Origin of the sequence: Paenibacillus sp. PvR133, from assembly GCF_017833155.1 — a bacterium.
GTDB classification, from domain to species: Bacteria; Bacillota; Bacilli; order Paenibacillales; family Paenibacillaceae; genus Paenibacillus; species Paenibacillus polymyxa_B.
Genome location: NZ_JAFIBS010000001.1, coordinates 944,072 through 969,920 on the forward strand (window position 1 = coordinate 944,072; position 25,849 = coordinate 969,920).

At 48.3% G+C, this 25,849-nt stretch carries 24 protein-coding genes; 7 read left to right on the plus strand and 17 right to left on the minus strand.

Translation table 11 applies throughout. From position 1 onward, the window contains the following. The first annotated feature begins 143 nt into the window (after positions 1-143). Entirely contained in the window at positions 144-1,328 is a 1,185-nt protein-coding gene (locus JOE49_RS04185; RefSeq protein WP_209940611.1) for a GAF domain-containing sensor histidine kinase, read from the plus strand. Positions 1,329-1,467: 139 nt separating this feature from the next. Here the strand turns inward: JOE49_RS04185 and JOE49_RS04190 are convergent, their stop codons facing one another. Beyond that, the gene (locus JOE49_RS04190) at positions 1,468-2,424 is read right to left on the minus strand and encodes a nucleoside hydrolase (RefSeq protein ID WP_013312477.1); all 957 of its coding nucleotides are present in this window, start codon (positions 2,422-2,424) and stop codon (positions 1,468-1,470) included. Between the two features lie 211 nt (positions 2,425-2,635). On the opposite strand from JOE49_RS04190, the gene JOE49_RS04195 reads away from it, so the two are divergent. Continuing rightward, on the plus strand, positions 2,636-3,229 hold the full coding sequence (locus JOE49_RS04195) for a hypothetical protein (RefSeq protein ID WP_209940612.1): 594 nt from the start codon (positions 2,636-2,638) through the stop codon (positions 3,227-3,229). Between the two features lie 80 nt (positions 3,230-3,309). Here JOE49_RS04195 and JOE49_RS04200 read toward each other — a convergent pair whose 3' ends face one another. The 3 genes from JOE49_RS04200 to JOE49_RS04210 are packed head-to-tail and all read right to left on the minus strand — an operon-like array spanning position 3,310 to position 6,827. Beyond that, the gene (locus JOE49_RS04200; protein ID WP_028540785.1) at positions 3,310-3,918 is read right to left on the minus strand and encodes a pentapeptide repeat-containing protein; all 609 of its coding nucleotides are present in this window, start codon (positions 3,916-3,918) and stop codon (positions 3,310-3,312) included. Between the two features lie 37 nt (positions 3,919-3,955). Next, complete coding sequence (locus tag JOE49_RS04205) at positions 3,956-4,465, minus strand: MarR family winged helix-turn-helix transcriptional regulator (RefSeq protein WP_013312480.1); 510 nt, start codon at positions 4,463-4,465, stop codon at positions 3,956-3,958. Further along, the gene (locus JOE49_RS04210) at positions 4,455-6,827 is read right to left on the minus strand and encodes an ATP-dependent DNA helicase (protein WP_076156552.1); all 2,373 of its coding nucleotides are present in this window, start codon (positions 6,825-6,827) and stop codon (positions 4,455-4,457) included. Before JOE49_RS04210 ends, JOE49_RS04205 begins: the two co-directional genes overlap by 11 nt. A 168-nt stretch (positions 6,828-6,995) precedes the next feature. Here JOE49_RS04210 and JOE49_RS04215 point away from each other — a divergent pair, with 168 nt between their 5' ends. Both JOE49_RS04215 and JOE49_RS04220 read left to right on the plus strand, forming a co-directional pair. Further along, on the plus strand, positions 6,996-8,072 hold the full coding sequence (locus JOE49_RS04215; protein WP_209940613.1) for a GGDEF domain-containing protein: 1,077 nt from the start codon (positions 6,996-6,998) through the stop codon (positions 8,070-8,072). 135 nt (positions 8,073-8,207) lie between these two features. After that, positions 8,208-8,381 (plus strand): aspartyl-phosphate phosphatase Spo0E family protein, encoded by a 174-nt coding sequence (locus JOE49_RS04220; RefSeq protein ID WP_013312483.1) that lies wholly within the window; start codon positions 8,208-8,210, stop codon positions 8,379-8,381. Between the two features lie 105 nt (positions 8,382-8,486). Here the strand turns inward: JOE49_RS04220 and cidR are convergent, their stop codons facing one another. Continuing rightward, positions 8,487-9,386 (minus strand): cidABC operon transcriptional activator CidR, encoded by a 900-nt coding sequence (gene cidR, locus JOE49_RS04225; RefSeq protein ID WP_245248344.1) that lies wholly within the window; start codon positions 9,384-9,386, stop codon positions 8,487-8,489. Positions 9,387-9,517: 131 nt separating this feature from the next. On the opposite strand from cidR, the gene JOE49_RS04230 reads away from it, so the two are divergent. Continuing rightward, on the plus strand, positions 9,518-9,889 hold the full coding sequence (locus JOE49_RS04230) for a CidA/LrgA family protein (RefSeq protein WP_013312485.1): 372 nt from the start codon (positions 9,518-9,520) through the stop codon (positions 9,887-9,889). After that, entirely contained in the window at positions 9,886-10,563 is a 678-nt protein-coding gene (locus JOE49_RS04235) for a CidB/LrgB family autolysis modulator (RefSeq protein WP_013312486.1), read from the plus strand. Before JOE49_RS04230 ends, JOE49_RS04235 begins: the two co-directional genes overlap by 4 nt. Before the next feature lie 115 nt (positions 10,564-10,678). Here JOE49_RS04235 and JOE49_RS04240 read toward each other — a convergent pair whose 3' ends face one another. From JOE49_RS04240 to JOE49_RS04255, 4 genes are all read right to left on the minus strand, one after another. Next, complete coding sequence (locus JOE49_RS04240; protein ID WP_280922052.1) at positions 10,679-12,382, minus strand: glycerol-3-phosphate dehydrogenase/oxidase; 1,704 nt, start codon at positions 12,380-12,382, stop codon at positions 10,679-10,681. A 228-nt stretch (positions 12,383-12,610) separates the two neighbouring features. Continuing rightward, positions 12,611-14,101, minus strand: a complete 1,491-nt coding sequence (glpK, locus tag JOE49_RS04245; RefSeq protein WP_209940615.1) for a glycerol kinase GlpK — start codon at positions 14,099-14,101, stop codon at positions 12,611-12,613. A 57-nt stretch (positions 14,102-14,158) separates the two neighbouring features. Continuing rightward, positions 14,159-14,716 carry a glycerol-3-phosphate responsive antiterminator gene (locus JOE49_RS04250; RefSeq protein ID WP_025721809.1) on the minus strand — a complete coding sequence of 186 codons (558 nt, stop codon included), beginning with the start codon at positions 14,714-14,716 and terminating at the stop codon, positions 14,159-14,161. Between the two features lie 206 nt (positions 14,717-14,922). Further along, positions 14,923-15,876 (minus strand): alpha/beta hydrolase, encoded by a 954-nt coding sequence (locus JOE49_RS04255; protein ID WP_209940616.1) that lies wholly within the window; start codon positions 15,874-15,876, stop codon positions 14,923-14,925. 260 nt (positions 15,877-16,136) lie between these two features. Between JOE49_RS04255 and JOE49_RS04260 the strand changes: the two genes are divergently transcribed. Then, positions 16,137-16,772: an NAD(P)-dependent oxidoreductase gene (locus tag JOE49_RS04260; RefSeq protein ID WP_160788416.1), complete on the plus strand. Its 636-nt coding sequence runs from the start codon at positions 16,137-16,139 to the stop codon at positions 16,770-16,772. Between the two features lie 158 nt (positions 16,773-16,930). Here JOE49_RS04260 and JOE49_RS04265 read toward each other — a convergent pair whose 3' ends face one another. The 8 genes from JOE49_RS04265 to kduI all read right to left on the minus strand — a co-directional run bounded on the left by JOE49_RS04265 (position 16,931) and on the right by kduI (position 25,536). Further along, on the minus strand, positions 16,931-18,118 hold the full coding sequence (locus JOE49_RS04265) for a cation:proton antiporter (protein ID WP_209940617.1): 1,188 nt from the start codon (positions 18,116-18,118) through the stop codon (positions 16,931-16,933). Between the two features lie 313 nt (positions 18,119-18,431). Then, positions 18,432-19,022, minus strand: coding sequence for a GNAT family N-acetyltransferase (locus JOE49_RS04270; RefSeq protein WP_071558084.1), 591 nt, complete (start codon positions 19,020-19,022; stop codon positions 18,432-18,434). A 62-nt stretch (positions 19,023-19,084) separates the two neighbouring features. Next, positions 19,085-20,446 carry an MFS transporter gene (locus tag JOE49_RS04275; protein WP_209940618.1) on the minus strand — a complete coding sequence of 454 codons (1,362 nt, stop codon included), beginning with the start codon at positions 20,444-20,446 and terminating at the stop codon, positions 19,085-19,087. A 92-nt stretch (positions 20,447-20,538) separates the two neighbouring features. After that, positions 20,539-21,690: a winged helix-turn-helix domain-containing protein gene (locus tag JOE49_RS04280; RefSeq protein WP_209940619.1), complete on the minus strand. Its 1,152-nt coding sequence runs from the start codon at positions 21,688-21,690 to the stop codon at positions 20,539-20,541. Next, entirely contained in the window at positions 21,671-22,909 is a 1,239-nt protein-coding gene (locus JOE49_RS04285) for a CynX/NimT family MFS transporter (RefSeq protein ID WP_209940620.1), read from the minus strand. Before JOE49_RS04285 ends, JOE49_RS04280 begins: the two co-directional genes overlap by 20 nt. A gap of 247 nt (positions 22,910-23,156) precedes the next feature. Beyond that, positions 23,157-23,933, minus strand: a complete 777-nt coding sequence (gene kduD / locus JOE49_RS04290; RefSeq protein ID WP_071643751.1) for a 2-dehydro-3-deoxy-D-gluconate 5-dehydrogenase KduD — start codon at positions 23,931-23,933, stop codon at positions 23,157-23,159. 49 nt (positions 23,934-23,982) lie between these two features. Beyond that, positions 23,983-24,627, minus strand: a complete 645-nt coding sequence (locus tag JOE49_RS04295; protein WP_209940621.1) for a bifunctional 2-keto-4-hydroxyglutarate aldolase/2-keto-3-deoxy-6-phosphogluconate aldolase — start codon at positions 24,625-24,627, stop codon at positions 23,983-23,985. A gap of 78 nt (positions 24,628-24,705) precedes the next feature. Then, on the minus strand, positions 24,706-25,536 hold the full coding sequence (gene kduI, locus JOE49_RS04300; protein WP_023990866.1) for a 5-dehydro-4-deoxy-D-glucuronate isomerase: 831 nt from the start codon (positions 25,534-25,536) through the stop codon (positions 24,706-24,708). Between the last annotated feature and the right edge of the window lie 313 nt (positions 25,537-25,849).

Genomic DNA, 25,849 nt, shown 5'->3' on the forward strand with positions numbered 1-25,849 from the left:
GAAGTAGAAAGATCGGTTTATAATGAAATAATCATGTATAATTAATGATACGCTCCAAAAACACATTCAGAGGATCGGGAATGGGATACACAAACTGCTAAAGTTTTTGGATAACCACCACTTTGCATCAGGATTGGAGATACATGACTACTTCACCTACAGGTTTTTATAATAGTATTCAAGAGGCTACCGCGCATGTCATTGATGTGTTGAGTGATATTTTGCATGTAAATACCATTTTCATTGCCGCTAATGATGGGATTACGAATGTAATCGTTGATTCATTTAACCGGGAAGAGATACTCGTTAAGAAAGGGGATGTGCTCCCTTTTGAGCTTAGCTATTGCAGTCTGGTGTTGGACCATCCTGCAGATCACCTCACGATTTCAGAAACGACTATTCACCCGCACACATGCGATTTAGATGTGACTAAAACCATGGGAAACCACTCATTTACAGGAATCCCTATTCGCATGAAAAATGGTCAGGCTTACGGAACCATTTGTATCTTGGACGCGCCATCTGTACATTTGACAGAATCCGAATTGAAGGCCCTACAGGCTATGGCTGTATTTCTGGGTTATGTGGTGGAACTGGAGAAAGAAAAGATAGATGCTGAGATCTCTGCCCTGAGCAAGCTGGATTTGATATCTTCCCTGAGTAATAAAATTCGGTTTTCGCTGACCGAAATATGGGGAGCCACCGATCTCATGCTGACGACGGAGTTAACCGAGGAACAACAGCAATATATGAGCATCATGGAGTCGAGCAGTCGCTCGCTCATGACGTTATTGAGTAATATTTTGGATTACAGCACTATGGAATCCAGGCAGATTGATGATATTGAAGATCCGTTTGATCTGAGAACGATGATGGAAAATGTATTGAGCCTGTATACAGAGGTAGCCGCGCAGCGGAATCTCGAGTTGAAGCTCGACTGGAATCTCACCAGCTCGCCTATTTTTATCGGGGATGAAGCTAAAATTCGCCGTATGCTGATTAATTTGGTAGATAATGCAGTGAAGTTTACAAGCACAGGAGCTGTCACTTTATCTGCAACCACCCAATCCGTGACCGATGCACCTGAGATTGAACTGGAATTAAAGGTGAAGGATACCGGAATCGGTATATCTCCGAATAAATTGAATTTGTTGCTTGAACATGACCGTGGGTACTCTCTCTCATATGGAAATCCAGGCTTGGGTTGGCAGATTACCAAACATCTATTAAAACGAATGAACGGTAAGATGACAGGGAGCAGTGAACCTGGTAGCGGGACGGAGATAACGCTCCAGTTCACCCTGAAAATATACCAGGAGTCTGCCTAAAACAGAGATTAGCTTGTGATATATAGAGATATCATGCAATAGAAGCCCGTGACGCATAACGTCACAGGCTTTATGTTATGGATTACGGGCTACTAGGCAGTATGGTTGCTCTAAGCCGCACGCTTATGCATAGCCGGTCTTAGTAACGTTTGGGAGCAGCTAGCTTGGCCAAATCGGCCATATACGTAAAAAAGGCTTCCGGGTCTGTATCATATACCAGGTTCACAGGACGTCCATCTGCCTGTTCCACCGTTCTGCCCTGACTTGGTCCTTCTGCGATAACGCTGCAATGCACCGTCTTTTTCTTGACAATGTCCGGGCGTCCTACGGATGCAGTGGTCAGTACATCCCACAAGTAATAGGTTGAGTTCGTTTCGCTATAAACAAGCGGAGGACATCCTGCATAGCAATTGCCCAAGAAATCCACGCCTTCATATCGGCGCTCCGCAGCCCAACGATTGCGTACTGCTGGAGTTAATGGCACTTTGCTTGTGCTTTCCAGCGCTACCAGATCAATCGTAATGCCGCTTTGCCACACCCGATATGCCGCTTCTGGGTCCCAGAACACATTCCACTCTGCTGTGCCGTCATGCTCCGGCTCTTCTACATTCCCTTTTTCAAAGGTGCCACCCATCCATACCAGCTTTTCAATCTTTGCTTCAATATCCGGTGCTTCATCCAGCGCTCGCGCCAGATCGGTTAGCGGTCCAGTGAATAGCAACAGCGTCTTACCTTCAGCTCCGCGTACCTTTTCAATCAGGTGCTGATGAGCTGGCAGGGATGAAAGCGGTGCTTCCATACGCCCCGATTCATTCAGTACGGGTAATGCATCCACATAGAAGGAATGTAAACGCCAAGCGGCAGGAAACGGATTTTTACCGCGTGAATTAGACTTTGCGACTTCCACAGGCCCTTTATTTTGTCCAAAACGATCAATAATTTTACGACTGGCATCCGTCGCAGGCTCCAGGTAACCATCTGCTGGAATCACCGATACTCCGGTCAAATGAACCTGCTCCATCTGAAGCAGCATAAAAAGGGATACTAGATCATCCACTCCACCATCATGATTAAAATAAACGTTTGTCTGACTCATCTGTCTCTTCCTTCCTTTATCCCCGTAAAACAGGCTTGTTCTTATCGGCAACCATCCTTCATTATGCCTGATCGCTTCACAGGAGTAAATGTGGGATAGTGCGTGGATTAGGGATTTTTTGCTTACTCCATGCTTAAGAAAGGTAGAAATGTGTGTAATAACAGGGTAGAATCATGGGTCCTAATCGGAAGCGTATGAAGGAGAGATGCATATGACAGCCCGAACAATAGAAGAGTTGGAGCAGATCCGTAAAGAATGTAAATCCATGGTGACGAAAAGGGCTGCGGCTTCGGGGGGAGCGGTATTGGTTCCAGTTCCAGGAGCTGACGTTCTTGCTGATGTTGGCATTTTGATGCAGTTACTGCCAGCCATTAATGGAAAATTCGGATTATCTGAGAAGCAGCTGGAAGGTCTGGACGCAGAAACAAAATCCATGGTGTATGGTTTTATCACCTCAATTGGCAGCAAGCTGATCGGGCGACTCATCACCCGTGAAGTTATCGTGCAGATTTTGCAAAAAATGGGCATTCGGATCGCTACCAAGCAGGTTAGCAAGTTTGTCCCCCTTCTGGGGCAAGGGCTAGCCGCGGCAATTGGCTTCACTGCTATGCGAACCATTGGTAATCGGCATGTCGATCAATGTTATGAAGTAGCCAAACGCTTGCTGGAGCAGCGAACTGCCGCGGATACCGCGCGCAACTGGACAGTTCCACAGCAGCCTCTAGAGCCTGTGGGAGTGGATCATTTGCCAAACCGGGACCCGGGAGCAGCGATTCCACTACTGCCGGCACCCCCTAAAGATTAAGTTCTTCACATTCGAGTCAACCATCCATTTCACCCGCACGGGGTACCGCAGATCGAGACGGGTCCTGTATCCCGTGCTTTTTAGCCTTCCACCTTGGCTCCATAGGAGCGGGCCACCGCTACTGCCTGCTCGATATCCAACTTGGCTCCGGTGATGTCCAGATCTTTAAAATTCACGCCATCCATCTTCGCACCGCGCAGGTCTGTTCCTTGAAGATGGGCTTTGTGCAGTCTTACCCGGGTAAGATCCGCCTCCCGCAAATCTGCTTTTTCCAAATTGCATTCGGATAAGTCAGCTTCCTTGAATCGTATTTTTCGCAAATCTTGTTTTCTTAAATCTGCATGACGCAAATTCGTATAAGACCAGTCTCCGCCCGTAATTGTGATACCATCCATATTCGCCCCCGCAAAATCTGAACCTACCAGCTTGCAGTTATCAAACCGGACTACAAACAAATTGGCGCTGGTGAACAAACAATTGGTAAAAGCCGACTCCTTGTAGTGAGATGCATTCAGAATGGCTCCGGTAAAATCACAGTCCACAAAAGTACAGCCTTCCACGAGGGACTCATTCATCTCCACACCCCGAAAGCGACATCGGGTAAACTCGCAATTTCTCCACTCGCCTTCTCTGGCATCCATTGAGCCAAAATCACGGGCTTCATAGACCTCATCTGTATAAAAGAACATGTTCTCTCTCCTATTCCTTATTCCCTATGTTAGGAACTCAGCATTTCGGCAAGGACCGCTCAAAACCGCCTTTCATTTTTCCCAGTAAACCCTTCATCATCTTATGATCCTGCGGCGTAAACTCAGACATACACGACCGAATCAACTTCGTATAATAAGGGACTATCTTACTTAACAGCTCTCGTCCTGCCTCTTTTAATCCGACAGTCACCATCCGCCCGTCACTCTCATGAGCCACACGTTCAATCATGCCATCTCGCTCTAATCCGTCGATCAGCCCCGTCATGGTTCCACGCGTCACATCAGCTTTTTCCGCCAACTCTGATGGTGTCATGCGATGCGGCGAATGGCAATGCAACAGGCTAAGAACAATAATCCGACCCTGAGAAGCCCCCAACTTGCTAAAATCCGTATCCATTTCTCTGAAAATACCATTAGCCAAGCGCGCAAATGTCACAAAAGTCTCTATATTATCCACTTCGGCATCTTCATGTCCAAAGCTACGCAGCACCCCGCGTATGGAGTCATTATGAAAATTAAAGTTCATAGTCTATCCATTCCTTCCTTAATCCCGCTTGTTCCGTCAGACGGTAGCTTTTCCATTCGTCAGGCAGCAAAGAAGCATATGGTTCCTTGGCAAAACGATCATCTACCAGGACCAGCAATCCTTCGTCGTGCTCTGTGCGAATCAGTCTGCCACCTGCCTGAAGAACCTTGTTCATTCCCGGATATACATACGCATAGTTGAAACCATTCCGTCCCTGTTCCGAAAAATAATCCCGCAGCACATCCCGCTCTGCTCCAATTTGCGGCAAGCCGACGCCGACAACCACTACCCCATTTAAGCGATCCCCAGGTAAATCGACACCTTCAGCAAACACACCACCCAGTACGGCAAAGCCAAGCAAGGTGTGCTCTTGCCCAGGCTGGAAAGCCTCTAGAAATCGATCCCGCTCTGGTTCGGTCATCCCCGGACTTTGTACCAACGTATTTGCGGACACGTCCCGAAGCATGAACTCCTCATATACCTCACGCAGATATGGATAGGACGGGAAAAACACAAGGATATTTCCTTTCCGTTCCACAACCAATGCAGCCAGCATATCCGCAATCGCCCCTTTGGAACGCTCACGATCCCGATAACGGATGGAGAGCGGCAGCAGACGTACATCCCACTGCTCCTGATGGAAGGGGGAAGGAACCTGTAACGTATAATCTTCCTCGTTTGCTCCGAGCATGTCCCGGTAATAAGCAAGCGGTGTCAACGTTGCGGAAAAATAAATGGCTGAGCGGTAGCCCTTAATAGCTTGTCCCAGCAAGTGAGAAGGATCGAGGCAGAACAGCTTGACCCTCACTTCACTGCGCCCCGCTTCCACATATGTAACGTATCGTTCATCGTATAAAGCAGCAATGCGCAGCATATTCTGAGCGGTAAAATACGTATCTAGAAGCAATGCATAAGCCGTACCCTCACCGCTTGCGTGGCTTGTACTGCCCCCCGTCACCAGTTCACGTTCAGCTGCTTCCACAAAAGGCGCCAACAGCTCCAGCACCTCTTGCGGTGCTGCTGTCTCCACTGCTTTTCCTGTATCTGCATATTGCTTGCGCAGCGTAATCATATGTGCGTTCACTGCACTCGCAGCTGCAGCAATCTCTGGGCTTAGCAACTTAAATTCTCGTTTCAGTTCCAAAAAAGAAGATTTCAAAATTTCCGCCGAAAACATGTCCCGGCCGCGTTCTACCAGATTATGAGCCTCATCCACCAGTACGACACCTTTTCGCTTGTGCTCCTCCAGCAATCTTTTCAAAGAAATCCGTGGATCGAAAACATAATTATAATCACTGATTATACCATCCGAGGCATACGCCACATCCAGCGAAAATTCAAAGGGACATACCTTATGCTTGCGCGCATAATGCTCAATCACCGCCCGAGTCATTAACGTCTCATTCGCCAAAATATCGGAAACCGCACCGTTGATCCGGTCGTAATAGCCCTCGCACATGCTGCATGATCCAGCATCACAATCATTTTCATCCTTAAAGCAAATTTTATCCTTCGCAGTCAAAGTCACCACATGCATGTGCAGCCCTTGGGCCTGCATTCTAGCGTAAGCTTCTTCGGCTGCTGCCCGAGTCGTGGTACGAGCCGTCACATAATATACTCGCCTAACCTGGCCCTCACCGATAGCCTTGATCGCAGGAAACAAGGTGGATACCGTTTTACCGATACCTGTAGGTGCTTTGGCAAACAGGTTAACCCCTTCGGCAATCGTCTTGTACACCGAACCCGCGAGCGTTCGCTGACCCGAACGATACGTGTCAAAGGGAAAGTTCAACATAGCAATACTGGCATCCCGCTTTTCCGCATGTGCTCTCAGCAGGAATGCATACGGAGCATAACCAGCAATCATCTCCTGTGCGAAAGCTTCTAGCTCAGCAAAGGATAGCTCGCGCCTAAATCGGCGAATGTCTTCACTGTGTGCCTGTACATAAGTAAGCTGGACCTGCATGGAATGATGTTGTTCCTCACGAGCAATCATATAGGCATACAGAAATGCTTGTGCCCAGTGTACGGGTTGACCGTCACCCTGAATATCTTCGAGGGGCAAAGAGATCGATTTAATTTCATCAACTGTCCATACGCCATCCAGCTCAATCAGTCCGTCACAGCGGCCTTCAATGATAAACAATTCGTCCTTATACGAAATTTCTGTACGTAAATGTACCTCTTTGCGGTCATGCTCCTTGTAACCTTTCTGGATAACCTGATGCACGCGAGTTCCTTCGAGCATACTGCTATTCGAGCGAAAGCCGCTATGAATGCTGCCGCTCCGATGCACATATTCCACAAGTGGACGCACCGATATGTGAATTGGTTCCTTCATACGATCACCCGTTCCGGTCATAGTCCTTTCACTGTACCACGTAGATAAACGAAACGTAAGGGACATAAGAATCGTTTGTGGTCGATTGGTATTCACTCATGCTTACTTTTTACCGAAATATAGAAACGAGGCCTTTTGCTTTACTTCCCACGATACTACAACTCTCATTACAGCATAAAGGATAGGGATATGTTAAAAGAATTAATTAACAATTTTGCGTTATTAACAAGCTTCTTATTCTTTGGAAATTTATTTTTCCGGAAATATGAACGTTACCTAAAAAAACATGTATTCATTTATCGGGTAATGAACGGTTTAATGCTGGGTCTGTTTGGCATTCTGTTAATGATGACCGGTTTATGGATCCGTGGGCACTTTGTGGTCGATCTGCGCCAATTGGCGATTATCATATCTGTTTATATGGGAGGATCGGTATCCGGTCTGCTGACCACCTTGATCATAAGCCTGTACCGTATTTACATCATAGGTGGTTGGACAGATGTCTCTCTGACTGCTACCGTCAATTGCTTCATGACACTGGGCATTTCACTTATCTTTATTCGAGAAAAAAGCCTAACACTCCGCAAGTGGATGTCGGCTGTGCTTGGAGCTGCTGTAGTGTCACTGTTATCTACTTTCTATGTGGTTAATCCTCCTGATAATGAATCTATGATAATAATCACAACCGTTAAGTTACTTGGCGGCCTGTTCACTTATTTTATGATGTCCCATATCAAAAAAACAGAACGGGCTGTTCATCTGTTGGAAGAAGCTGCAAATCGGGATCATTTAACCGGACTCTACAGTCCGCGTGCTTTCGATGCGCTATTCGAAGAGGTCTTTCATACTTCCAAGACTACAAAACAACCCTTTGGACTCGTTATGCTGGATATTGACCACTTTAAAAATATTAATGATACGTATGGTCATTTGAACGGAGATACCGTCTTAAGCCAATTAGGAATGCTGTTAATCCGGGAATCTACAACGAGGGCGTACCCCTCCCGTAAAGGCGGAGAGGAATTTGCCATTCTGATTGGAAATTGTGATAGTCAGAAAGCAGCAAGCTTTGCCGAAAAGATTCGGAAAGCTGTGGAAAATGAACGTTTTCTTTTGAATGACGGAACCTCGATCTCGCTAACCGTATCCATCGGAGCAGGCAGTTCACCTGTCATTGCATCGAGGCACTTACTGGAAAAGTCAGATGAGGCATTATATGAAGCTAAGCGTTCAGGACGCAATCAGGTGAAACTGGCAAAACCATAGATATTAGTCGCTAAATGTCAGGAAAGCTGGATTATTGTTAATAAAAAGTGGTAAAATGGAAATAACATCGTTATCAAAAAAAACTTCTGCCGCTAGTGGAGACATGCCTTACAATCGACATGGGGGGTGGGCTTTGTGAACCTCGAACAATTGGAAAAACTCATGGAAAAAGAACGCCGTGAACTGAATCGCATGGCTGACTTACACGGATTAAAAGATGAACGTGTATTGGACAAATCCTCCAGACTTGACCGTATTATGGACAAGTACCTTCACACCAAGCGTGCAATAAACCAAACACACTCATAGAAGCAAGCTACATCGCTGCCCCTCAGGGCAGCTTTTTTATGATGTAAGCAGTATTCGTCCTCCTTCGGTACACATCTGCATCGTACTCACCTTCTTGCGGACTGACTACTTCCCGCCATATTCCGTCCGCAACAATTGCTGTGTGAACGATATCCATTCTCTGGCGGCAAAGGACAGATAACGATCGTTCCGCCAGATCATCCCCAAATGCCAAGGAATGACGGGGTCCACCAATGGAAGAACACGCAAACGCTCGGAATCCAGATCTCGGCATATAGCCTCCGGCAACAGTGCTACTCCCAGGTTTGCAGCAACCATTTCGCTAATCAGATCCCATTGTGAGCTTTCGTAGACTACACGCGGTTGAAAGCCAGCACGAACACATTCCGCAATGATACGGTCATGCAGCGTAAAATCCTCACGGAACAGTACAAACGCCTCCTCCGCCAGCGCAGATAACGGTACCTCCTTGCACTCTGCCAATGCATGCGTAGGATGAACGAGCAAATTCAGCTTTTCCTCCACAAACAGAAATGTCTCAAACATATCTCCAACCGCAGGCAGCACAATCACCCCGATATCCAATGCCCCGGCTTCTACGTCCCGTTCCACTTTCTTCGCCCCGTCCTCAAATAATTGAATGGTCACATCAGGATATGCCTTATGGAATTCTCCAATGACACGCGGAAAAAAGCTCGATCCGACCATAGGGGGCAGGCCAATACGGATATGTCCCTTTTTCAGGTTCATCAAATCACTCAGCTCCGAGGACAGGCTCTGAAAGGACTTTACAATCGCTTGTGCTTGAAGCTCAATTACCTTTCCCGCGTCCGTCAGTTCGATTCTTTTGCCAATTCGGTCGAACAAAGCGACCCCCAATTCATCTTCCAGACTTTTAATCGTCTTACTGATCGTCGGCTGGGTAATAAACATGCTCTGGGCTGCCTTTGTAAAGCTACGCAACCGCGCGACTTCTAAAAAGTATTGTAAATGTCGGATATCCAAAGCTACACCTTCTCCCATAGACAAACGGAATAGATTACATTCTTTATATGCATTTTACTCATGAAAGCTTGTGATGTAAAATTTCATTACAGTTTGAAAATAACCGATCTCAAAGATAGGAGCCATTATATATGAAAAGCTTCATACGCGGTGTCCTCCAGATCGCCGTCCTGATGGCCTTTTCGCTCATCCTGAACGCGGTAGTCTCCTGGCTCCACCTGCCTGTACCCGGTAGTATCATTGGTATGCTGATCCTTTTTATTCTGCTGCAAACCGGCTTGGTCCGGCTAAGCTGGATTGAAGTTGGTGCAAATTGGTTGCTGGCCGAGCTGCTATTATTCTTTATCCCCTCCGCTGTCGGCGTTATGAATTATTGGCCGATGCTGGAACACGATGGTATGAGCATTATGCTGGTCGTGTTGCTCGGCACCTTTCTGGTGATGGCCTGCACAGGTATGGTCGCTAGTCTGCTTGGTAAACGAAAGGAGCATAAATCATCATGACCGGTCTTCTATGTATTGTATTGACACTCGCTATTTACTGGATGGCCAAACGCATGTACCGCACACTACCCAAGGTGTATTTGTCTCCATTGCTCATTACACCTATTGTTATCATTTTGATTTTGACGCTGACGGGTGTGAACTACCGTTCTTATAATTCGGGCGCTCACTTGCTGTCCATGCTGCTACAGCCAGCTACGATTGCATTTGCTGTCCCTTTGTACCGATATTTCCCTGTGTTAAAAAAACACGCGACCCAAATCGTGCTTAGCGTGCTGTCTGGGTCTGTTGTAGCCGTGTTGTCCTCCATGGCGCTTGCTAAGTGGATGCACCTGAATTCTTCGCTGCTGAGCAGCCTGATTCCTCGCTCCATTACGACGCCCATTGCGATGAATGTATCGCAAACGATTGGCGGCAATCCGACGGTCACGGCTGTATTCGTTATTCTGACCGGATTGAGCGGTCTTATTATCGGTCCGATGATTGTAAAACTGTTCCGTATCGAAAATGAAGTCTCACGTGGGGTGCTGCTCGGTACCGGTGCTCATGGTACAGGCACTTCCAAAGCATTCGAGTTCAGTTCGCTGACGGGGACGATATCCAGCATCTCGATGGTGCTCGCCGCTCTCTTTACCTTGGCAGCTGCCCCGTTCCTGTTCCACTTGATGCTGTAAGCCATCTGTATACAAAGAAGCAGCGATTCTCTTGTTATGAAGAATCGCTGCTTCTTTGCTTTCAGTCCATGTCTCAAAGCAATGGATGGCTCAAGGATATATATCCCTCGCGGCCTCAAATAGCTTTAACGTCACCGGGTTTCACCTCTACCTCTACAGGCGTTACAGCTTCATACAGGTAAGCATCCAGCTCAGCCGTATATTGTCGTTCTTGCGCGGCGCTCCAGCCTGCATGTTCGGACATCCATGCGATGGCGGGCTGTTTCCAGCGCTTCACCTCGTCAATCTGGAAGAACAGAGCCCCAGTTCGGCGTATAAAAAAATCAGACGGTGTCACTGTCATTTCCTGTTCCATCGCATACAGGAGCGGGGCACGCACTTCCACAGGCAGCGCCGCTTCCTTCTCGGTAGCCTCCTTCATGCTCTGTGCCGCTATGGCAAACAATCGCTCTGTGTTGGAGCCATAGCGGGTAGCCCATGCTCTAGCTATATCCGGCGACAGGCCGAGCGCAACACCTGCTGCGGTTTGCTTACCTACGTACGCGTCCCAGCCCGCTGAGCCTCCTACGCTGCCACCCGAAATCGGGATATGTCTGGTGCGGCATGCCCGGAAGCTCTGCCCATGCAAGCGCCCCAGCTCCCGTACCGCACGATCCACGACGAGTTCGGACATTTTCCGGTAGCCCGTCAGCTTGCCGCCTGCAATCGTGATCAGACCTGAACGGGATTCCCAAATTTCGTCCTTACGTGAAATTTCCGAAGGGCTTTTACCGTCTTCATAAATGAGCGGCCGTACCCCTGCCCAACTGGATTCTACATCCGTAACAGTCAGCTTTACATCCGGAAACATTCCGTTGATCGCTTGAAGCACATAGGCCCGATCTTCGGCGGTCATCCGGGGATGCGCCGTATCCCCCTCATACACCGTGTCGGTCGTACCTGCATAGGTTTTTCCATCACGTGGGATGGCAAATACCATGCGTCCATCCGGTGTATCGAAGTACACTGCCTGTTTGAGCGGAAAGCGCTCAGCATCGAACACCAGGTGAATACCTTTCGTCAGGCGAAGCACCTTGCCCTCTTTGGAGCGATCCATTTCCCGTAACGTGTCTACCCATGGTCCGGCTGCATTAATAACCAGCGAAGCTCGAATTTCGTATGGTTTTCCCGTTACCCGGTCCGTTACGCTTGCACCGCTTATTCGTCCTTCGTCATACAGCAGCTTGTCAGCCTTGGCATAGTTCACCGCCAGCGCCCCTCGTGTAACAGCTTCCTTCATGACCTCAATCGTCAGGCGAGCGTCATCTGTGCGGTACTCTACATAGCTGCCGCTTCCCTTCAGTCCATCACGCTTCAGCAAAGGCTCGCGCTCTAGTGTAGCTTGGATGTCCAGCATGCGGCGGCGCTCACTACGCTTAACACCAGCAAGGAAATCATATACCAGCAGCCCGACAGAGGTGGTGAATGCGTTAAACGTACCGCCCTTGTGAAAAGGAAGCAGCATACGCTCCGGTATGGTCACATGTGGACCATTTTCGAATACGATTGCCCGCTCCTTCCCGACCTCGGCTACCATCTTGACTTCAAACTGCTTCAAATAACGAAGACCACCATGCACTAGCTTGGTCGAGCGACTGGACGTACCCGCTGCGAAATCCTGCATCTCCACCAATGCTGTCTTCAAACCACGATCCGCCGCATCCAGCGCAATACCCGCCCCTGTAATGCCGCCGCCAATGATTAAAATATCAAAATGCTCATGTCCCATACGTTCCAAAACAGCGGTTCTCTCCTGCGCAGCAAATCCCTGTTCTCCCATCATTTATCCCTCCAGCTTTGTATATATTCACGATGCAATCTGCCAACCGAATCATCATAAGGTACAAAAAAAGACCACGAACATCACTGCGGCGGATGCCGAGCGGTTCATGGTCTCTCCAAGTCTCCTGACGAGTATTAACTTATCTATATCGTAGCATACACGGTACGCTATGAAAAGGGAAATCTGCCTGTTGCCAGATGGCTCCCTTCTATCGCAAAACCGTCTCTACTTGAACGCCATTGCGGCATGAACTGCCTTTTTCCAGCCACCATAAAGCTCAGTCCGCATGTCCTCACTCATGCACGGAGTAAAGGTATGATCACTCTGCGCATATCCCCGGACTTCATCCAGACTGCTCCAAAACCCGACTGCCAGTCCCGCTAAATACGCCGCACCGAGTGCAGTTGTCTCGTTCACAGCAGGTCGTTCTACAGGCAGATCGAGAATATCGCTCTGGAACTGCATCAGGAACTCGTTCATCACTGCGCCTCCATCTACACGCAATGAACGCACAGGTACACCCGAATCGCTCGCCATGGCAGTTAGGACATCTTTAGTCTGGTAGGCCAGCGATTCCAGTACCGCTCGTATAAAGTGCTCCTTGGTCGTTCCCCGCGTCAAACCAAATGTCGCGCCGCGCACGTCACTGTCCCAATACGGGCTGCCCAAACCCACAAAGGCTGGGACAAAATATACCCCTTCCGTCGAGGTCACACGCGCCGCATACGCTTCACTATCTGTGGCCTCGCGGAACATGCGCAGCCCGTCACGCAACCACTGAATAGCAGATCCCGCTACAAAAATGCTGCCCTCCAGCGCATACTTTACCTGACCATTCAGCCCCCATGCAATGGTCGTAATCAGTCCATGTTCCGAGTCACAGGGTTCATCTCCGGTATTCATCAGCATAAAGCATCCCGTACCGTATGTATTTTTAATCATGCCCTTGTCAAAGCATCCCTGACCGAACAGAGCTGCTTGCTGATCGCCCGCCGCTCCGGCAATAGGAATTTCCTGCCCAAAAAAGTGATAATCCACCGTATGCGCATATATCTCAGAAGATGATTTCACCTCTGGTAGCATAGACGCAGGAACGCCGAGAATATCCAGCAGCTCCTCATCCCATTTTAGCTCATAAATGTTGTACATGAGTGTGCGGGCCGCATTGGAGTAGTCCGTCACATGTGCTTTACCACCGGACAATCTCCAGATTAGCCAGGTATCAATCGTACCAAACAGCAAATCCCCACGCTCCGCTTGAGCTCGTGCCCCTTCGACGTTGTCGAGTATCCATTTGACCTTGGTGCCAGAAAAGTAGGGATCAATGAGTAGTCCCGTTTTGCTATGAAAAATATGATCAAATCCACGGCTTTTCAATTCCTCGCAGATCCCGGCTGTTTGCCGTGACTGCCATACCAGCGCATGATATACAGGAAGACCCGTATGTTTATCCCACACCACTACGGTTTCCCGTTGGTTTGTAATACCAATCCCGGCAATTTGGCTGGCTTTCACACCTGATTCCGACAGGCAGGAGGCGATGACGGCCAAAATAGAGCTCCATATTTCATTTGCGTTTTGCTCTACCCACCCCGGCTGGGGAAAATACTGTGGGAACTCCCGTTGTGCCTTGTATACCACTTTTCCCTGCCGATCAAACAAGATGGCCCGCGAACTGGTTGTACCCTGATCCAAGGCAAGAATGTATTGCTCCATCGTTTCCCAGCCTCCTTGCATATTTATGTATTGTTACCCACTTGATTCAAATAAAAGCTATTGCTTATAATGCTCGAACAGTTGTTTATTGGAGGTCGTAACTGCTGTAGCTCCCGCAGCCAACGCCGCTTCCACATCCTCTGGGGTGCGAATAAGTCCGCCCGCCAAAATAGGAATGCCTGTGCGTTCGCTAACTTCCTTAATCATCGGTGGAACAACACCGGGCAGCACCTCAATATAATCAGGCCGTGTTTTTTCCACCAGCGCGTAGCTTTTTTCCAGCGCAATCGTATCGAGCAGGAACACGCGCTGTACAGCAAGAATCCCCTTCTTTTTAGCGGTTGCAATCACCCCGGATCGGGTCGAAATAATCCCAAACGGCTTAATTTCCTGACACAAATATTCAGCCGCATACTCGTCATTCTTCAAGCCTTGCACCAGGTCGGCATGCAGAAGCATTTGCTTGTTGCGACTCCTAGCCATCTGGTACAGGTTGCGCAGCTGCGCTACATGCGTATCCAGAAAAACCGCATACTCATAAGAGCTGTCCAAAATACCCTCCAGCTGCTTCATATGCTTAGCTGCAGGTAAAATGCGTTGTCCCTGAAATGGCATGGATATCCCCCTTAAAGCTGAATGTCGGTCAAACTCGTTCAAATTTTATATTATCACTCTGTTCGACGAAGGTGAAGCGGTTTCATTGCAGATATGTATAAAGGCTGCCTTCCCTGCAATAGATGTCAGCAGGAAGAAGACAGCCTAATCGTTCAAAAAACTGGATCAAATCACACGACGGCACCCTTAAAATGCTCTATAGTGTACTAGCCTTCAAACCCTCGGCGCAGCCATGAGGTAGCGAGCATGATCGCACCGCGCTTGGCTGCTGTTTCCGACAATGGATTCAGCATCACAAAGTCGTGTATGATGCCTTGAAAACGTGCAGCGGTCACATCTACCCCCGCTTCACGCAGCTTGTTCGCATAGGCCTCACCTTCATCGCGCAGCACATCGGCCTCGCCTGTAATGACCAGCGCACGCGGTAGCCCTTTGAGCTGTTCTGTGGTGGCACGTAACGGGGACGCCGTAATCTGCGCTCGTTCGTTGGGATCCGTCGTATATTGATCCCAAAACCATTGCATTCCTTCGCGGCTCAGGAAATATCCTGTGGCGAACTCCTGGTATGACTCCGTGTCAAAGGAAGCGTCCGTCACCGGATAAAATAACAACTGTTGCCGGATGGAAGGACCACTGCGTTCTTTGGCCAGCAGCGTTACGGCCGCGGTCATGTTACCGCCGACACTGTCTCCGGCTATCGTCAGGGTATCAGGCTTCAGTCCATGCTCACGACCATGCTGTGCCACCCATTGAACGACCGCGTAAATTTCCTCAATTGCCGTCGGATATTTAGCTTCAGGTGACAAGCTGTATTCTGGGAATACAACTGCTGCCTGTGAGCCGACTGCCAATTCACGAATCAGACGATCATGCGTATGGTCATTACCGAATACCCAGCCTGCTCCATGAATATATACAATGACCGGGAGATCGCTTGTCACTTGTTGTGGGCGAACAATTCTGACCTTCACCTCGCCGCCAGGCCCACCTGGAATAGTTAGATCCTCTAAATCTGCGGCAGGTTTGTCTGCTGGACCGGATTGGACCTCATTGACCGTTTCACGTCCTTTTTCAGGACCCAAATCATATAGAAACGGAGGCTTGGCATTATCGTCTGCAAATTTCTGTGCTGCGGGTTCAAGCTGTACTTTTTTACTCATATCAGTTCACCCTTCCTTTCTTATCTGTGGTCTACATTTATCCAATATGGCTTAAGTTGGCTCATTCAGTTTCACCTTATATATTTAAACGAGTTCCTTTCTTTCCAATCGGAGGACTTTAGTTTGCCCAACAGAAGAGCTTGACTTTTATTTTGTATTGTAACTATAATAGTTACATATTAAAGTTCGTAAATGCACTGGGTACACTTACGATCAAACTAATGAATCATCCAAATCATATTTATAGGAGGCTATCTATTATGAAAATTGCAGTTATTGGTGCAACCGGTAAAGCAGGAAGTAATATCGTAAAAGAAGCATTAGACAGAGGACATGAAGTAACCGCCATCGTCCGTGACTTGGCTAAAGTAACGGAAAGCCGTGCTACTGTAGTACAAAAAGACGTTTTTGATCTGAAAACAGATGATCTGAAAGGTTTTGACGTAGTCGTTAATGCTTTTGCCGCTCCACTCGGACAAGAGCATCTGCATGTCGATGCAGGTAACGTACTGATTGAAGCCCTGCGTAATGCATCCGGTACTCGCCTAATTGTCGTAGGTGGTGCAGGCAGCTTGTTCACTGACGAATCCCAAACACTTTTGGTAAAAGATACTCCTGGCTTCCCGGATTTCGTATACCCTACAGCAAATAACCAAGGAAAAAACCTGGAAATTCTGCGTGGTACCCGCGACCTGAACTGGACTTTCATTAGTCCTTCCGCTGAATTTGCACTGGGCAAACGTACAGGCTCTTACCAAGTGGGAAAAGACACTCTGTTGGTTAATTCCAAAGGTGCAAGCTATGTCAGCTATGAAGATTATGCAGTTGCCGTAGTGGACGAAATCGAAAAACCGCAACATCTGAACCAACGTTTCACAGTGGTGTCCGAATCCTAATTTCCCTATTCTTGCAGCGTTTATAGCATAAAAGAGACCCTTCGCCCATTTTCTCATGCTGCATGGAAAGTCCGCTTTACTCTAAATCAGACTTTCCATGCACGCTATGAGAAGCTGAACCCGAAGGGTCTTTTTGTTATGACCTGTTGATACTCTCGTTATGACTTGTCAGTACTGACCTTCTTTTCTATATCGTGAGCGGAACTCTCCCTCTTATCGCTAAAACACAGCTTGAGAATCGGAGGCGAAGCCAAGGTCGTCAGAATGATGGCAATGATCACCGATGTAAAATATTGCTGTGCCAACAGACCCGTCTGTAGACCGGTAGCTGCAATAATAAGTGCAACCTCGCCGCGAGATATCATCCCGGAGCCGATCGCAAGGGCAGAACGGTTATCGAAGCCCGTCAGCCGCGCCCCGAGACCTCCCCCGATTAGCTTTGTCACCAGCGCAATCAGTGTCAAAACAACAACAAATCCGAGCTGCTGCCCTACTCCCTCAAAGGAAACATTTAATCCGATGCTGACAAAAAATACAGGAACAAAGATGGAATAAGCGATGGGCTCCACCTTTTCTTCTACGACGTGCTTAAAGCTGGTTTGTGCAATGGCAATCCCGGCCGCAAAAGCCCCGATAATACCTGCCATCCCCAACATATCCGCAAAATACGCAAACCCAAAGCAAATAATCAACGCAGTCGTGATGACTGCTTCAGTCACCTTGAGTGGAGCAAGTATTTTCATAATCCACGGAACAACGAACCAGCCACCCAGAATAGCTACTACGAAGAAAACTAGCTTTTTGCCAACAAGAAGTCCCAGCGAAGTTTCTCCACCCATACCGAATATACTCATTACTACCGCTAGTAGCACCACGACAAGCACATCATCCAGCACTGCCGCACCCAAAATGGTCGAGCCTTCCCGGGTATTCAGCTTATTCATATCCTTGAGTACCTGTACCGTAATGCTTACAGAGGTAGCACTCAGAATAATTCCTAGAAACCAGCCTTCATGCACCGAGAATCCAAAGGCTTCCCCTACACCAAAACCGCAAATTAGCGGTAAAATAATACCTCCAACCGCCACAGCTACCGCAGGCTTCCAGTTACGTCGAAGTTGATCCAGGTCCGTCTCCAGTCCAGCAATGAACATCAGCAGCAGCACGCCGATTTCAGACATATCATGAATCAGCGAATCATTCTGAACCCATCCTAATACGGCTGGGCCCAGGACAATTCCTGCGATCAGCTTTCCCAACACCGCTGGTTGACCGAGCTTGACAGAGAAATGACCCGCGACTTTTGTGAACAACAGAATCAGCAGAAGATATAGTATAAATTGCATAGGCTGATAACCTCCTTTGGTTTAATCCTTGAACTTATTTGCGCATAATTCACAATATTGAAGAAAACTAATAATCATAAAGTGTAAAACAAACGTGCAAAATATGTGTCTGACCTTAACGGACAACTCGCAAAATAAAAAGGGGAACCCGAGATACAGCACAGGTTCCCCTAAAAAAGACATAAAGGAGCCTTGGTGACAGGCTCCTCCGGTAATTCATATATTCATTTGATGTTGTCGGTCATACTTGCGCAAACAAGCAACTTTATCCTTTAATTATATCTCTTCTGTAAACCCGTGTAAACGTGTTGAATTAACTTTCTGCTTTTTTCACATAGCGGTCGCGGTATTCGTGGTCCAGCATACTCATCAGAATCGAATCATGGTATTCATGATTGTAGAATAAAGCATCCCGTTGTACACCTTCACGCTGAAAGCCTACTTTTTCATAGCAACGAATGGCACGTTCATTAAAATCAAATACATTCAGCTCAATCCGATGCAGATTACAGATACCAAATCCGTAACCCAGCATGAGTACAAGCGCTTCGGTGCCGTAGCCTTTCCCCTGATTTCCCTGCTCATTGATTGCAATACGGATGTTGGCGCTGCGGTTCAAGCTGTCCATATCCTGCAGGGCTATATCCCCAATGACACGATCATCTTCGCGAAGCGCAATCAACAGAAGCAGGCTTGAGGCATCCTGTCCTTTAGCTTCAATATAACGGGCAATTTGATCCTTGGTAAAGCTGCGTTGTGTGCCTGTCAGCCGCCGCACATCCTGATCGAACAATGTATTATAGTACAGCTCGGTGTCCTCTACGTTAACGGGACGCAAGTATACCCGTGATCCTTCAAGTAACCGTGCCACAGGCTCTGAGGATGAAGTTTGTTGAGTCATCATGATCTCTCCCATGCTAAAAATATAAATGACGAAAATCAAAGCAAATTATTGCGCAAGATCGACTACGCAAGGTCTGCATTTTGCTCCGTAGTCAAGCTAGAATCGGCGAGGGACTCGCGCCAAATTACAGATTGAAGCAACAGTCCCGTCAAACCCAGGATTCCAACAGTCATTCCGATCCAGACAAAAGCCGTGCCCGCCCCTGCTATTCGGATCAATACTCCTCCGGCAAGCGGTGAAACGACCATGATTGCTCCAATCACGGTACTTTGGATACCAAAGACGCGTCCTACCATATCAGCAGGGGTTTTGGCTTGTAATATATAGTTCTGGGTGATAATGTACAGGCCGTTGCCCACGCCCAGCACGGCCCCGATCATAAGCAGTACGGGCAATCCAGTTCCAGGTTGCGCCCAGCCTAAAGCAGCAATAGCTCCGCCAACCAGCACATATCCACCACCGAGCCCCCAGCCTGCGCTTATGCGATTCAAGCGATTAAGCACAAGCATGCAGCCGACGGCGCCAGCCCCAATGGCTGAAACCAGCCAGCCAAGCAGCGATTCATTACCTGGAGCGAGCACTCGCAGCAATGTAGGGAACTGGTAGTCGATCATGAGAATGGCGATTAAGCCGAAAAGTCCGAATATGAGCGTATGCAAAAGCATTCGACTGCGCCATAAGAACGCCCAGCCCTCACGCCATTGGTTGAAAAAACGAGATGCGCGGACATGCTCCTCCCGCATTTTAGCTTCATCAGCCTCAGGCGCTGTATGCGCAGCCGACTTTCCTTGCTGCTCGGCTGCAACAGCTTGTTGGTCTGCGCTGACCAGCGCCGGACCGATTCCGCGCAGCGGCCACAGCAGCAGGCCGGAACAGAGACGCAGCAATGCATTGAGAATAATGCATGCCTGGGGGGACAACACAGTCAAGGTCATAGCGCCCAGTAATGGCCCTGCCACTTTGGAGGCCTGATTGACCAACCCATTCAGCGAGGTTGCCCGAAATAGGTCGTCGCTGGTGACTACCGTGCGGGTCAAGCCTTGCTGTGAAGGCATTTGGAATACGCCAGCCGCCGCGCGCAGACCAAGCAAAGGCAGCAGCCACGCCGGGCCCGGGACGGCGAGGATGGCCAGCGTCAATAAGGCAATAGCTGCATCGCAGACGATCATCAGCCTGGCCTTGTGTACCCGGTCGGCTAACGTGCCCGCGATGGAACCCAGCAGCAGACCCGGTAGGGCCATCACTACCGGAATCAGTGCAATCATCATAGGGTCGGCTTCCCAGCGATAGGCAACAAGCACCTGAATGGCGATAGCATCAAACCAATCGCCAAAGGAAGCAGCCGTGTGCGCCGCAAACATCCGCCGAAAACGGCCATTGCGCCAAATGCTAGGCGTGGATTGCAGTTCTTTCTTTTCCTTCATTATCTACTCACCCTGCTCTCATTTTCAGCTTCTTTAGCAATAAGAACATTCTAGCGGGTCTATATCAGAGGAAAATCAGACAGCTAAAAACATCAGACGACAGAAAGTGTTTGTTCCAACCAGCGCCTTAGCGCTGGACGAAGCAGTGTTAAACTGTTATCCCGGTCAAGCCGATCATATTGAGCCGCATATTTCTCTTCCAGCATGGGATAGGAGCCGCAAAGCTTCAAAAAACTGCGGATTTGGCAGATCGCCTTGATTTTTAGCAATTCCTGTTTAGCCATATCAAGGGTGTCCAGCCCTTCATCCATGAGCCGCTCGGCGTTGCCCACATCTCCAGTACGTAAAAGCATAAGTCCGCGCATCATGCGATAACGGCCCAGTTCGCGCAAATACGGAGCCTCCGACAGCATGCCTTCCAGACGATCAGACAGTTTCGCAGCCTTTTCCATATGATTGGAAGCCAGATGCATGTACATCTCCATCAGTGCAACAGGCATCACAAATTTATCGAGATCATCCCGCTCCATGACCCTCAAGGTCAGTGGTAGACCTTCCTGTGCGCGTTCAGGTTTTCCATTTTCCACATAAGCCTCCAGGATGTTGAGAATGCGTAATTCCCGTTCCTGATCACTGGACAGCAGCCTGCTGGAAAGCGCACACTCACATAGAGCAAGCCCCTCATCCGTCACCCCTGCTGTGCACATATATAGCAGCAGCATCCAATACAATCGGTCTGCGCGTGTAAAGTCCTCCCGCTCCAAGAACCAGGACACATCCGCCTGTACAAAACGGGTATACATTTGATAAAAGACAGACAATTCAAAACCCATCTGCTCCTGCTGGGCAGCCAGCGCTACGATGGAATTCCCCTGCCCCAACAGCTGGTATTTCCGGAATAGTCCATGTACGGCGTCCTGCACCTCCTGATCGTGCAAGGACGGATGATTCTGTGACCGCACGTCAGTCAAGGTCAAGCTGTAGCCATACCCTCTGACCGTATGAATACGGAGCACATCCCATGACTTAAGTTTTTTGCGCAATCTGTAGATATGATCATCCACCGTACGCTCCACCGGATACTCCAGCGGCCACACACGATCCAGCAGTTGTTCCCGGGTGAACACCTGATTCCTGTTATCGTACAGAAAGCGCAACAGCGCAAACTCTTTAGCCAACAACATAACACGATCTGCATTACAGATCACACTGTAACCGTCTGCATCAAATTGCAGTCTGATCATCCACCTCGCCTCCGACATATCGTTTCTTGGCTGCACCCAGCCCTATAAACATAAGCAGAACACTCAGGCACAAGAGCAGCAGCAGCGGAATTGTCCAGCCTTGTGTCGCATCATGCAAATAACCGAACAGCGTCGGTCCTGTTGCTGCTAACAGATAACCAAAAGATTGCGCCATACCAGACAGCTCTGCTGCCTGCTGCGGTGTCCGCGTCCGCAAATTAAAGAACATCATCACTAACGGGAAAGCAAAACCACCCGCTATACCGATACAAATAACCCAAATCACACTCCACTGTGTAGCTCCAAGCAAAAATCCACCCAGACCGATAAAATACAGCGCAGCCATAATCAGAACCAACACCCGTTGATCCTTCACCCGTGCCGCCCAAATAGGCACAATAAAGGTAAATGGCATTTGCGAAAACTGCAGCACGGACAGCATCCATCCCGCAGTCTCTGAATCCATTCCCTGTCCGCTCATCATTTCGGGAAACCAAGCGGCAGGAACATAGAACAAGGCAGATTGCAGCCCCATAAACAGCGTCACCTTCCAAGCCAAAGACGATGTATATACATTCACGGTTCGGGTAGACACTGCCGCTTTATTGGCTGTTTTGCGTGCCTTAAGGAGCTGGGGCACCCAGAGTAAAATACCTACGACACCCACAATCCCCCATATTCCCAAAGCACCTCGCCAGCCCATACCTCCATTTATAGCCAGCGGTATACTCAGGCCAGATGCGGTTGCTGCGACCACATTCATGGATACTGAGTATACGCCGGTCATTAGTCCGCTGTTGCGAGGAAACTCCTCTTTGATCAGACTGGGCAGTAACACATTACACACGGCAATAGCCAGTCCCAACATGGCGGTCCCGACAAATAATGCGGTCACCCCCAGCGTTGAGCGCACCACAATACCTGCGGTCAACAACAGCAAGGCTGCAAAAATAACAAGAGACGACCCGAAGCGGCGCGACAGTTTTGCTACAAAAGGCGACAACAGGGCAAAAGCCAGCAGCGGCAATGTCGTTAATAGGCCACTCAGTGTATTCGAAATATGTAAAGAATCCTTAATCAAACCGATAAGAGGTCCTACCGAGGTAATCGAGGCGCGCAGATTGGCACCTACCAGAATGATCCCTACGGCAAGCACCCAAGGACCGGCATGCCACAAAGATTTGTATACCAAAGCTCGTTGGTGTTGCTGTGAACTCATCTCTCCATTCTCCAATCCATCTGTATTATGCTCAAAGGCTCCAACCAAGTGTACGGCTGGAGCCTAGCAATTTTTATCTCATTAAATTATAAAGGCATTCGTGCCATATGCATAGGACGGATCGACACAGCGCCCCAAGTCTTCAAGTTCACCATATAGCTTCATTGAAAAAATAAAAGCTGCCTGAAAGGATAGTTTCCTTTGGAGGCAGCTTTCAGTTCATAAACTTCGATGCGACCAGCGCTGCTTAACGTACCAACCAGCCGCCGTCCACCGCCAAGATATGACCGTTCATGTAGTCGGAACCCTGACTGGCGAGGAAAACCACAACTCCCATCAAATCAGACGGATCGCCCCAACGACCCGCAGGAATACGCGACAAGATTTCTTGATTGCGACTTTCATCCGCACGGATTGGAGCTGTATTTGCCGTAGCAATATACCCCGGCGCAATCGCATTAATCTGAACGTTATGAACCGCCAGCTCGTTCGCAAATGCCTTGGTCAAACCAGCTACCGCATGCTTGCTCGCTGTATACGGCGGAACGAATTTGCCACCCTGAAAAGCAAGCATAGAAGCGACATTGATAATCTTCCCGCTTTTTTGCTCTACCATTACCTTTGCCACTTCCTGGCTCAGATGATATACGGCATTGAGGTTGATCTCCATGACAGCGTCCCAATCCTCATCTTTATACTCCAGCAGAGGGGCGCGACGAATCGTACCTGCATTGTTTACAAGGATATCAATTTTACCGAATTCATTGACGCATTCTTCTACAATTTTTTTAATGGATTCTTTTTGCGTCAGATCCGCCTCATGAAAGACAACCTTCACACCTGTAGGTTCGACCAGACGTCTTGTTTCTTCATAATCATCATTGTTAGCTACAATGAACAGGTCTGCACCCGCTTTGGCCAAAGCTACGGAATACCCTTGACCCAAACCACTGTTGCCTCCTGTTACAATCGCCGTTTTACCCTTTAGACTGAAAAAATCCAATGAAAAATTGTCCAGACCCATGTCTACGCCTCCATCACAAATTAGTATAAAAACCTATATTTCCTGAAGCCTACAGCGCTGCGCATACTTCCTTATATTTAGCTACATAACGTGCTGCATTTTCTGTGATCAAGTCGTAGCGACCTTCCTTGGCTGGAGCCGTCAAATTACCCCCAATTCCCACGGCTACACATCCATTACGCAGCCAGGTTTCCATATTGTCCAGATCAACGCCACCGGTTGGCATAATCTGTACATGAGGCATTGGACCTCTGACGGCCTTAACAAAGTCCGCTCCCATTGCACTTCCTGGGAACAACTTCACGACATCGCTACCCAATTTCATGGCTTCCTTAATCTCATTCAGCGTCATACAGCCGGGCATATAAGGAATCGCGTACAAATTGCATAGCTTCGCTGTTTCTTCTTCAAAAGAAGGACTCACAACAAACTCTGCTCCGGCCAGAATAGCAATTCTCGCCGTCAGTGACTCCAATACTGTTCCTGCACCAATCACTGCCCGATCTTTAAATTCGTCTCTCAATCTTCGAATGACCTGATCCGCATCCGGCGTCGTAAATGTAAGCTCAATATTATCCAAGCCGCCTTCAATGCAGGCTTTAGACATGAGATATGCTTCCTCCGCCGTGTTTCCCCGAATGACTGCGACGACACCTACTGAAGTGATATGTTCCAAAACTTTCTTTTTCGTCATGTTCCTGATCCTTTCCACGAATGGGATGACCATGTACCTCAGCCGCTTGCAGGTCTACGCTCCAATACACTGATCGGATTAACGCAACTCGCTCATGGCAACCTGATCCATGTCTTTGTATGTTTTATTTTCACCGGCCATGCCCCAAATGAAGGTATAGCTGCCCGTAGCCGCACCGCAGTGGATAGACCAAGGTGGAGAAATAACGGCTTCATCATTCTTCATCACCAGATGGCGCGTTTCGTTCGGTTCACCCATCAGGTGGAACATTCTCGCATTCTCATCCAGTTCAAAGTAGAAATACACTTCCATACGACGGTCATGAACATGTGTCGGCATGGAGTTCCACACACTGCCGTTCTCCAACGTCGTCATCCCCATAACCAATTGGCAACTTTGAATGCCTTCATCATGGATAAAGCGACGCAACGTACGGTTGTTGGCTGTTTCCTGCGAACCCAGACTTTCAGACGGTACATCGGCAAAAGACTGCTTTGTCGTCGGATATGTGGTATGAGCCAGGGCCGAAACGATATAAAATTTTGCAGGCTTTTCACTGGAATCGCTTTCAAAGATCAACTCCTTACCACCTTTACCTACGTAGAGACAGTCTTTTGTGGCCAGCTCGTAAGTTTCACCGTCCACCTTGACCGTACCGCTGCCCCCGACATTAAAAATACCCAGTTCGCGGCGCTCCAGGAAAGTTTCCGCTTTGATTTGATCGTTACCTTCCAGTGCAACAGATTTATTCACGGGATAAATGCCCCCGATAATGACACGATCTTCATGCGTATAGACCAGCTTTACCTCCTCAGGTACAAACAGTTCCTGGATCAGATAGTGCTGACGCAACTCTTCAGTCGTAAAATGCTTGGCATGTTCGGGATGAGTTGAATAACGCATTTCCATAAAAACATTCCTCCTGTTTAGATAAACTTTTTTATCAACGGAATTGTTATAAAAGCGGTTTCTAACTCTACTTCTTAGCTAGAATTGTAATAATTATCTAAGAGGGTGTCAACCCAAAACTTCACTATTCCTAGAAAAACCCTTAATACACACGAAGTTTTACACGATTTTCACATTTTGATAAACAGAATCGAATTTTTTTATCTATATTACCCAAAAAGTTTTTAGCAAATATATCAACTTCATCATTGTGAAAAACCGATTTATGTGATAATTTCAATTTATTCAGTTGGTGCATGCGCTTACAGATTAA

Excerpts from the sequence above, each read along its gene's own strand:
- JOE49_RS04185 (WP_209940611.1), top strand. The coding sequence starts at position 144 with ATGACTACTTCACCTACAGGTTTTTATAATAGTATTCAAGAGGCTACC.
- JOE49_RS04190 (WP_013312477.1), bottom strand. The coding sequence starts at position 2,424 with ATGAGTCAGACAAACGTTTATTTTAATCATGATGGTGGAGTGGATGAT.
- JOE49_RS04195 (WP_209940612.1), top strand. The coding sequence starts at position 2,636 with ATGACAGCCCGAACAATAGAAGAGTTGGAGCAGATCCGTAAAGAATGT.
- JOE49_RS04200 (WP_028540785.1), bottom strand. The coding sequence starts at position 3,918 with ATGTTCTTTTATACAGATGAGGTCTATGAAGCCCGTGATTTTGGCTCA.
- JOE49_RS04205 (WP_013312480.1), bottom strand. The coding sequence starts at position 4,465 with ATGAACTTTAATTTTCATAATGACTCCATACGCGGGGTGCTGCGTAGC.
- JOE49_RS04210 (WP_076156552.1), bottom strand. The coding sequence starts at position 6,827 with ATGACCGGAACGGGTGATCGTATGAAGGAACCAATTCACATATCGGTG.
- JOE49_RS04215 (WP_209940613.1), top strand. The coding sequence starts at position 6,996 with ATGTTAAAAGAATTAATTAACAATTTTGCGTTATTAACAAGCTTCTTA.
- JOE49_RS04230 (WP_013312485.1), top strand. The coding sequence starts at position 9,518 with ATGAAAAGCTTCATACGCGGTGTCCTCCAGATCGCCGTCCTGATGGCC.
- JOE49_RS04235 (WP_013312486.1), top strand. The coding sequence starts at position 9,886 with ATGACCGGTCTTCTATGTATTGTATTGACACTCGCTATTTACTGGATG.
- JOE49_RS04240 (WP_280922052.1), bottom strand. The coding sequence starts at position 12,382 with ATGGGAGAACAGGGATTTGCTGCGCAGGAGAGAACCGCTGTTTTGGAA.
- glpK (WP_209940615.1), bottom strand. The coding sequence starts at position 14,101 with ATGGAGCAATACATTCTTGCCTTGGATCAGGGTACAACCAGTTCGCGG.
- JOE49_RS04250 (WP_025721809.1), bottom strand. The coding sequence starts at position 14,716 with ATGCCATTTCAGGGACAACGCATTTTACCTGCAGCTAAGCATATGAAG.
- JOE49_RS04255 (WP_209940616.1), bottom strand. The coding sequence starts at position 15,876 with ATGAGTAAAAAAGTACAGCTTGAACCCGCAGCACAGAAATTTGCAGAC.
- JOE49_RS04260 (WP_160788416.1), top strand. The coding sequence starts at position 16,137 with ATGAAAATTGCAGTTATTGGTGCAACCGGTAAAGCAGGAAGTAATATC.
- JOE49_RS04265 (WP_209940617.1), bottom strand. The coding sequence starts at position 18,118 with ATGCAATTTATACTATATCTTCTGCTGATTCTGTTGTTCACAAAAGTC.
- JOE49_RS04270 (WP_071558084.1), bottom strand. The coding sequence starts at position 19,022 with ATGATGACTCAACAAACTTCATCCTCAGAGCCTGTGGCACGGTTACTT.
- JOE49_RS04275 (WP_209940618.1), bottom strand. The coding sequence starts at position 20,446 with ATGAAGGAAAAGAAAGAACTGCAATCCACGCCTAGCATTTGGCGCAAT.
- JOE49_RS04280 (WP_209940619.1), bottom strand. The coding sequence starts at position 21,690 with ATGATCAGACTGCAATTTGATGCAGACGGTTACAGTGTGATCTGTAAT.
- JOE49_RS04285 (WP_209940620.1), bottom strand. The coding sequence starts at position 22,909 with ATGAGTTCACAGCAACACCAACGAGCTTTGGTATACAAATCTTTGTGG.
- kduD (WP_071643751.1), bottom strand. The coding sequence starts at position 23,933 with ATGGGTCTGGACAATTTTTCATTGGATTTTTTCAGTCTAAAGGGTAAA.
- JOE49_RS04295 (WP_209940621.1), bottom strand. The coding sequence starts at position 24,627 with ATGACGAAAAAGAAAGTTTTGGAACATATCACTTCAGTAGGTGTCGTC.
- kduI (WP_023990866.1), bottom strand. The coding sequence starts at position 25,536 with ATGGAAATGCGTTATTCAACTCATCCCGAACATGCCAAGCATTTTACG.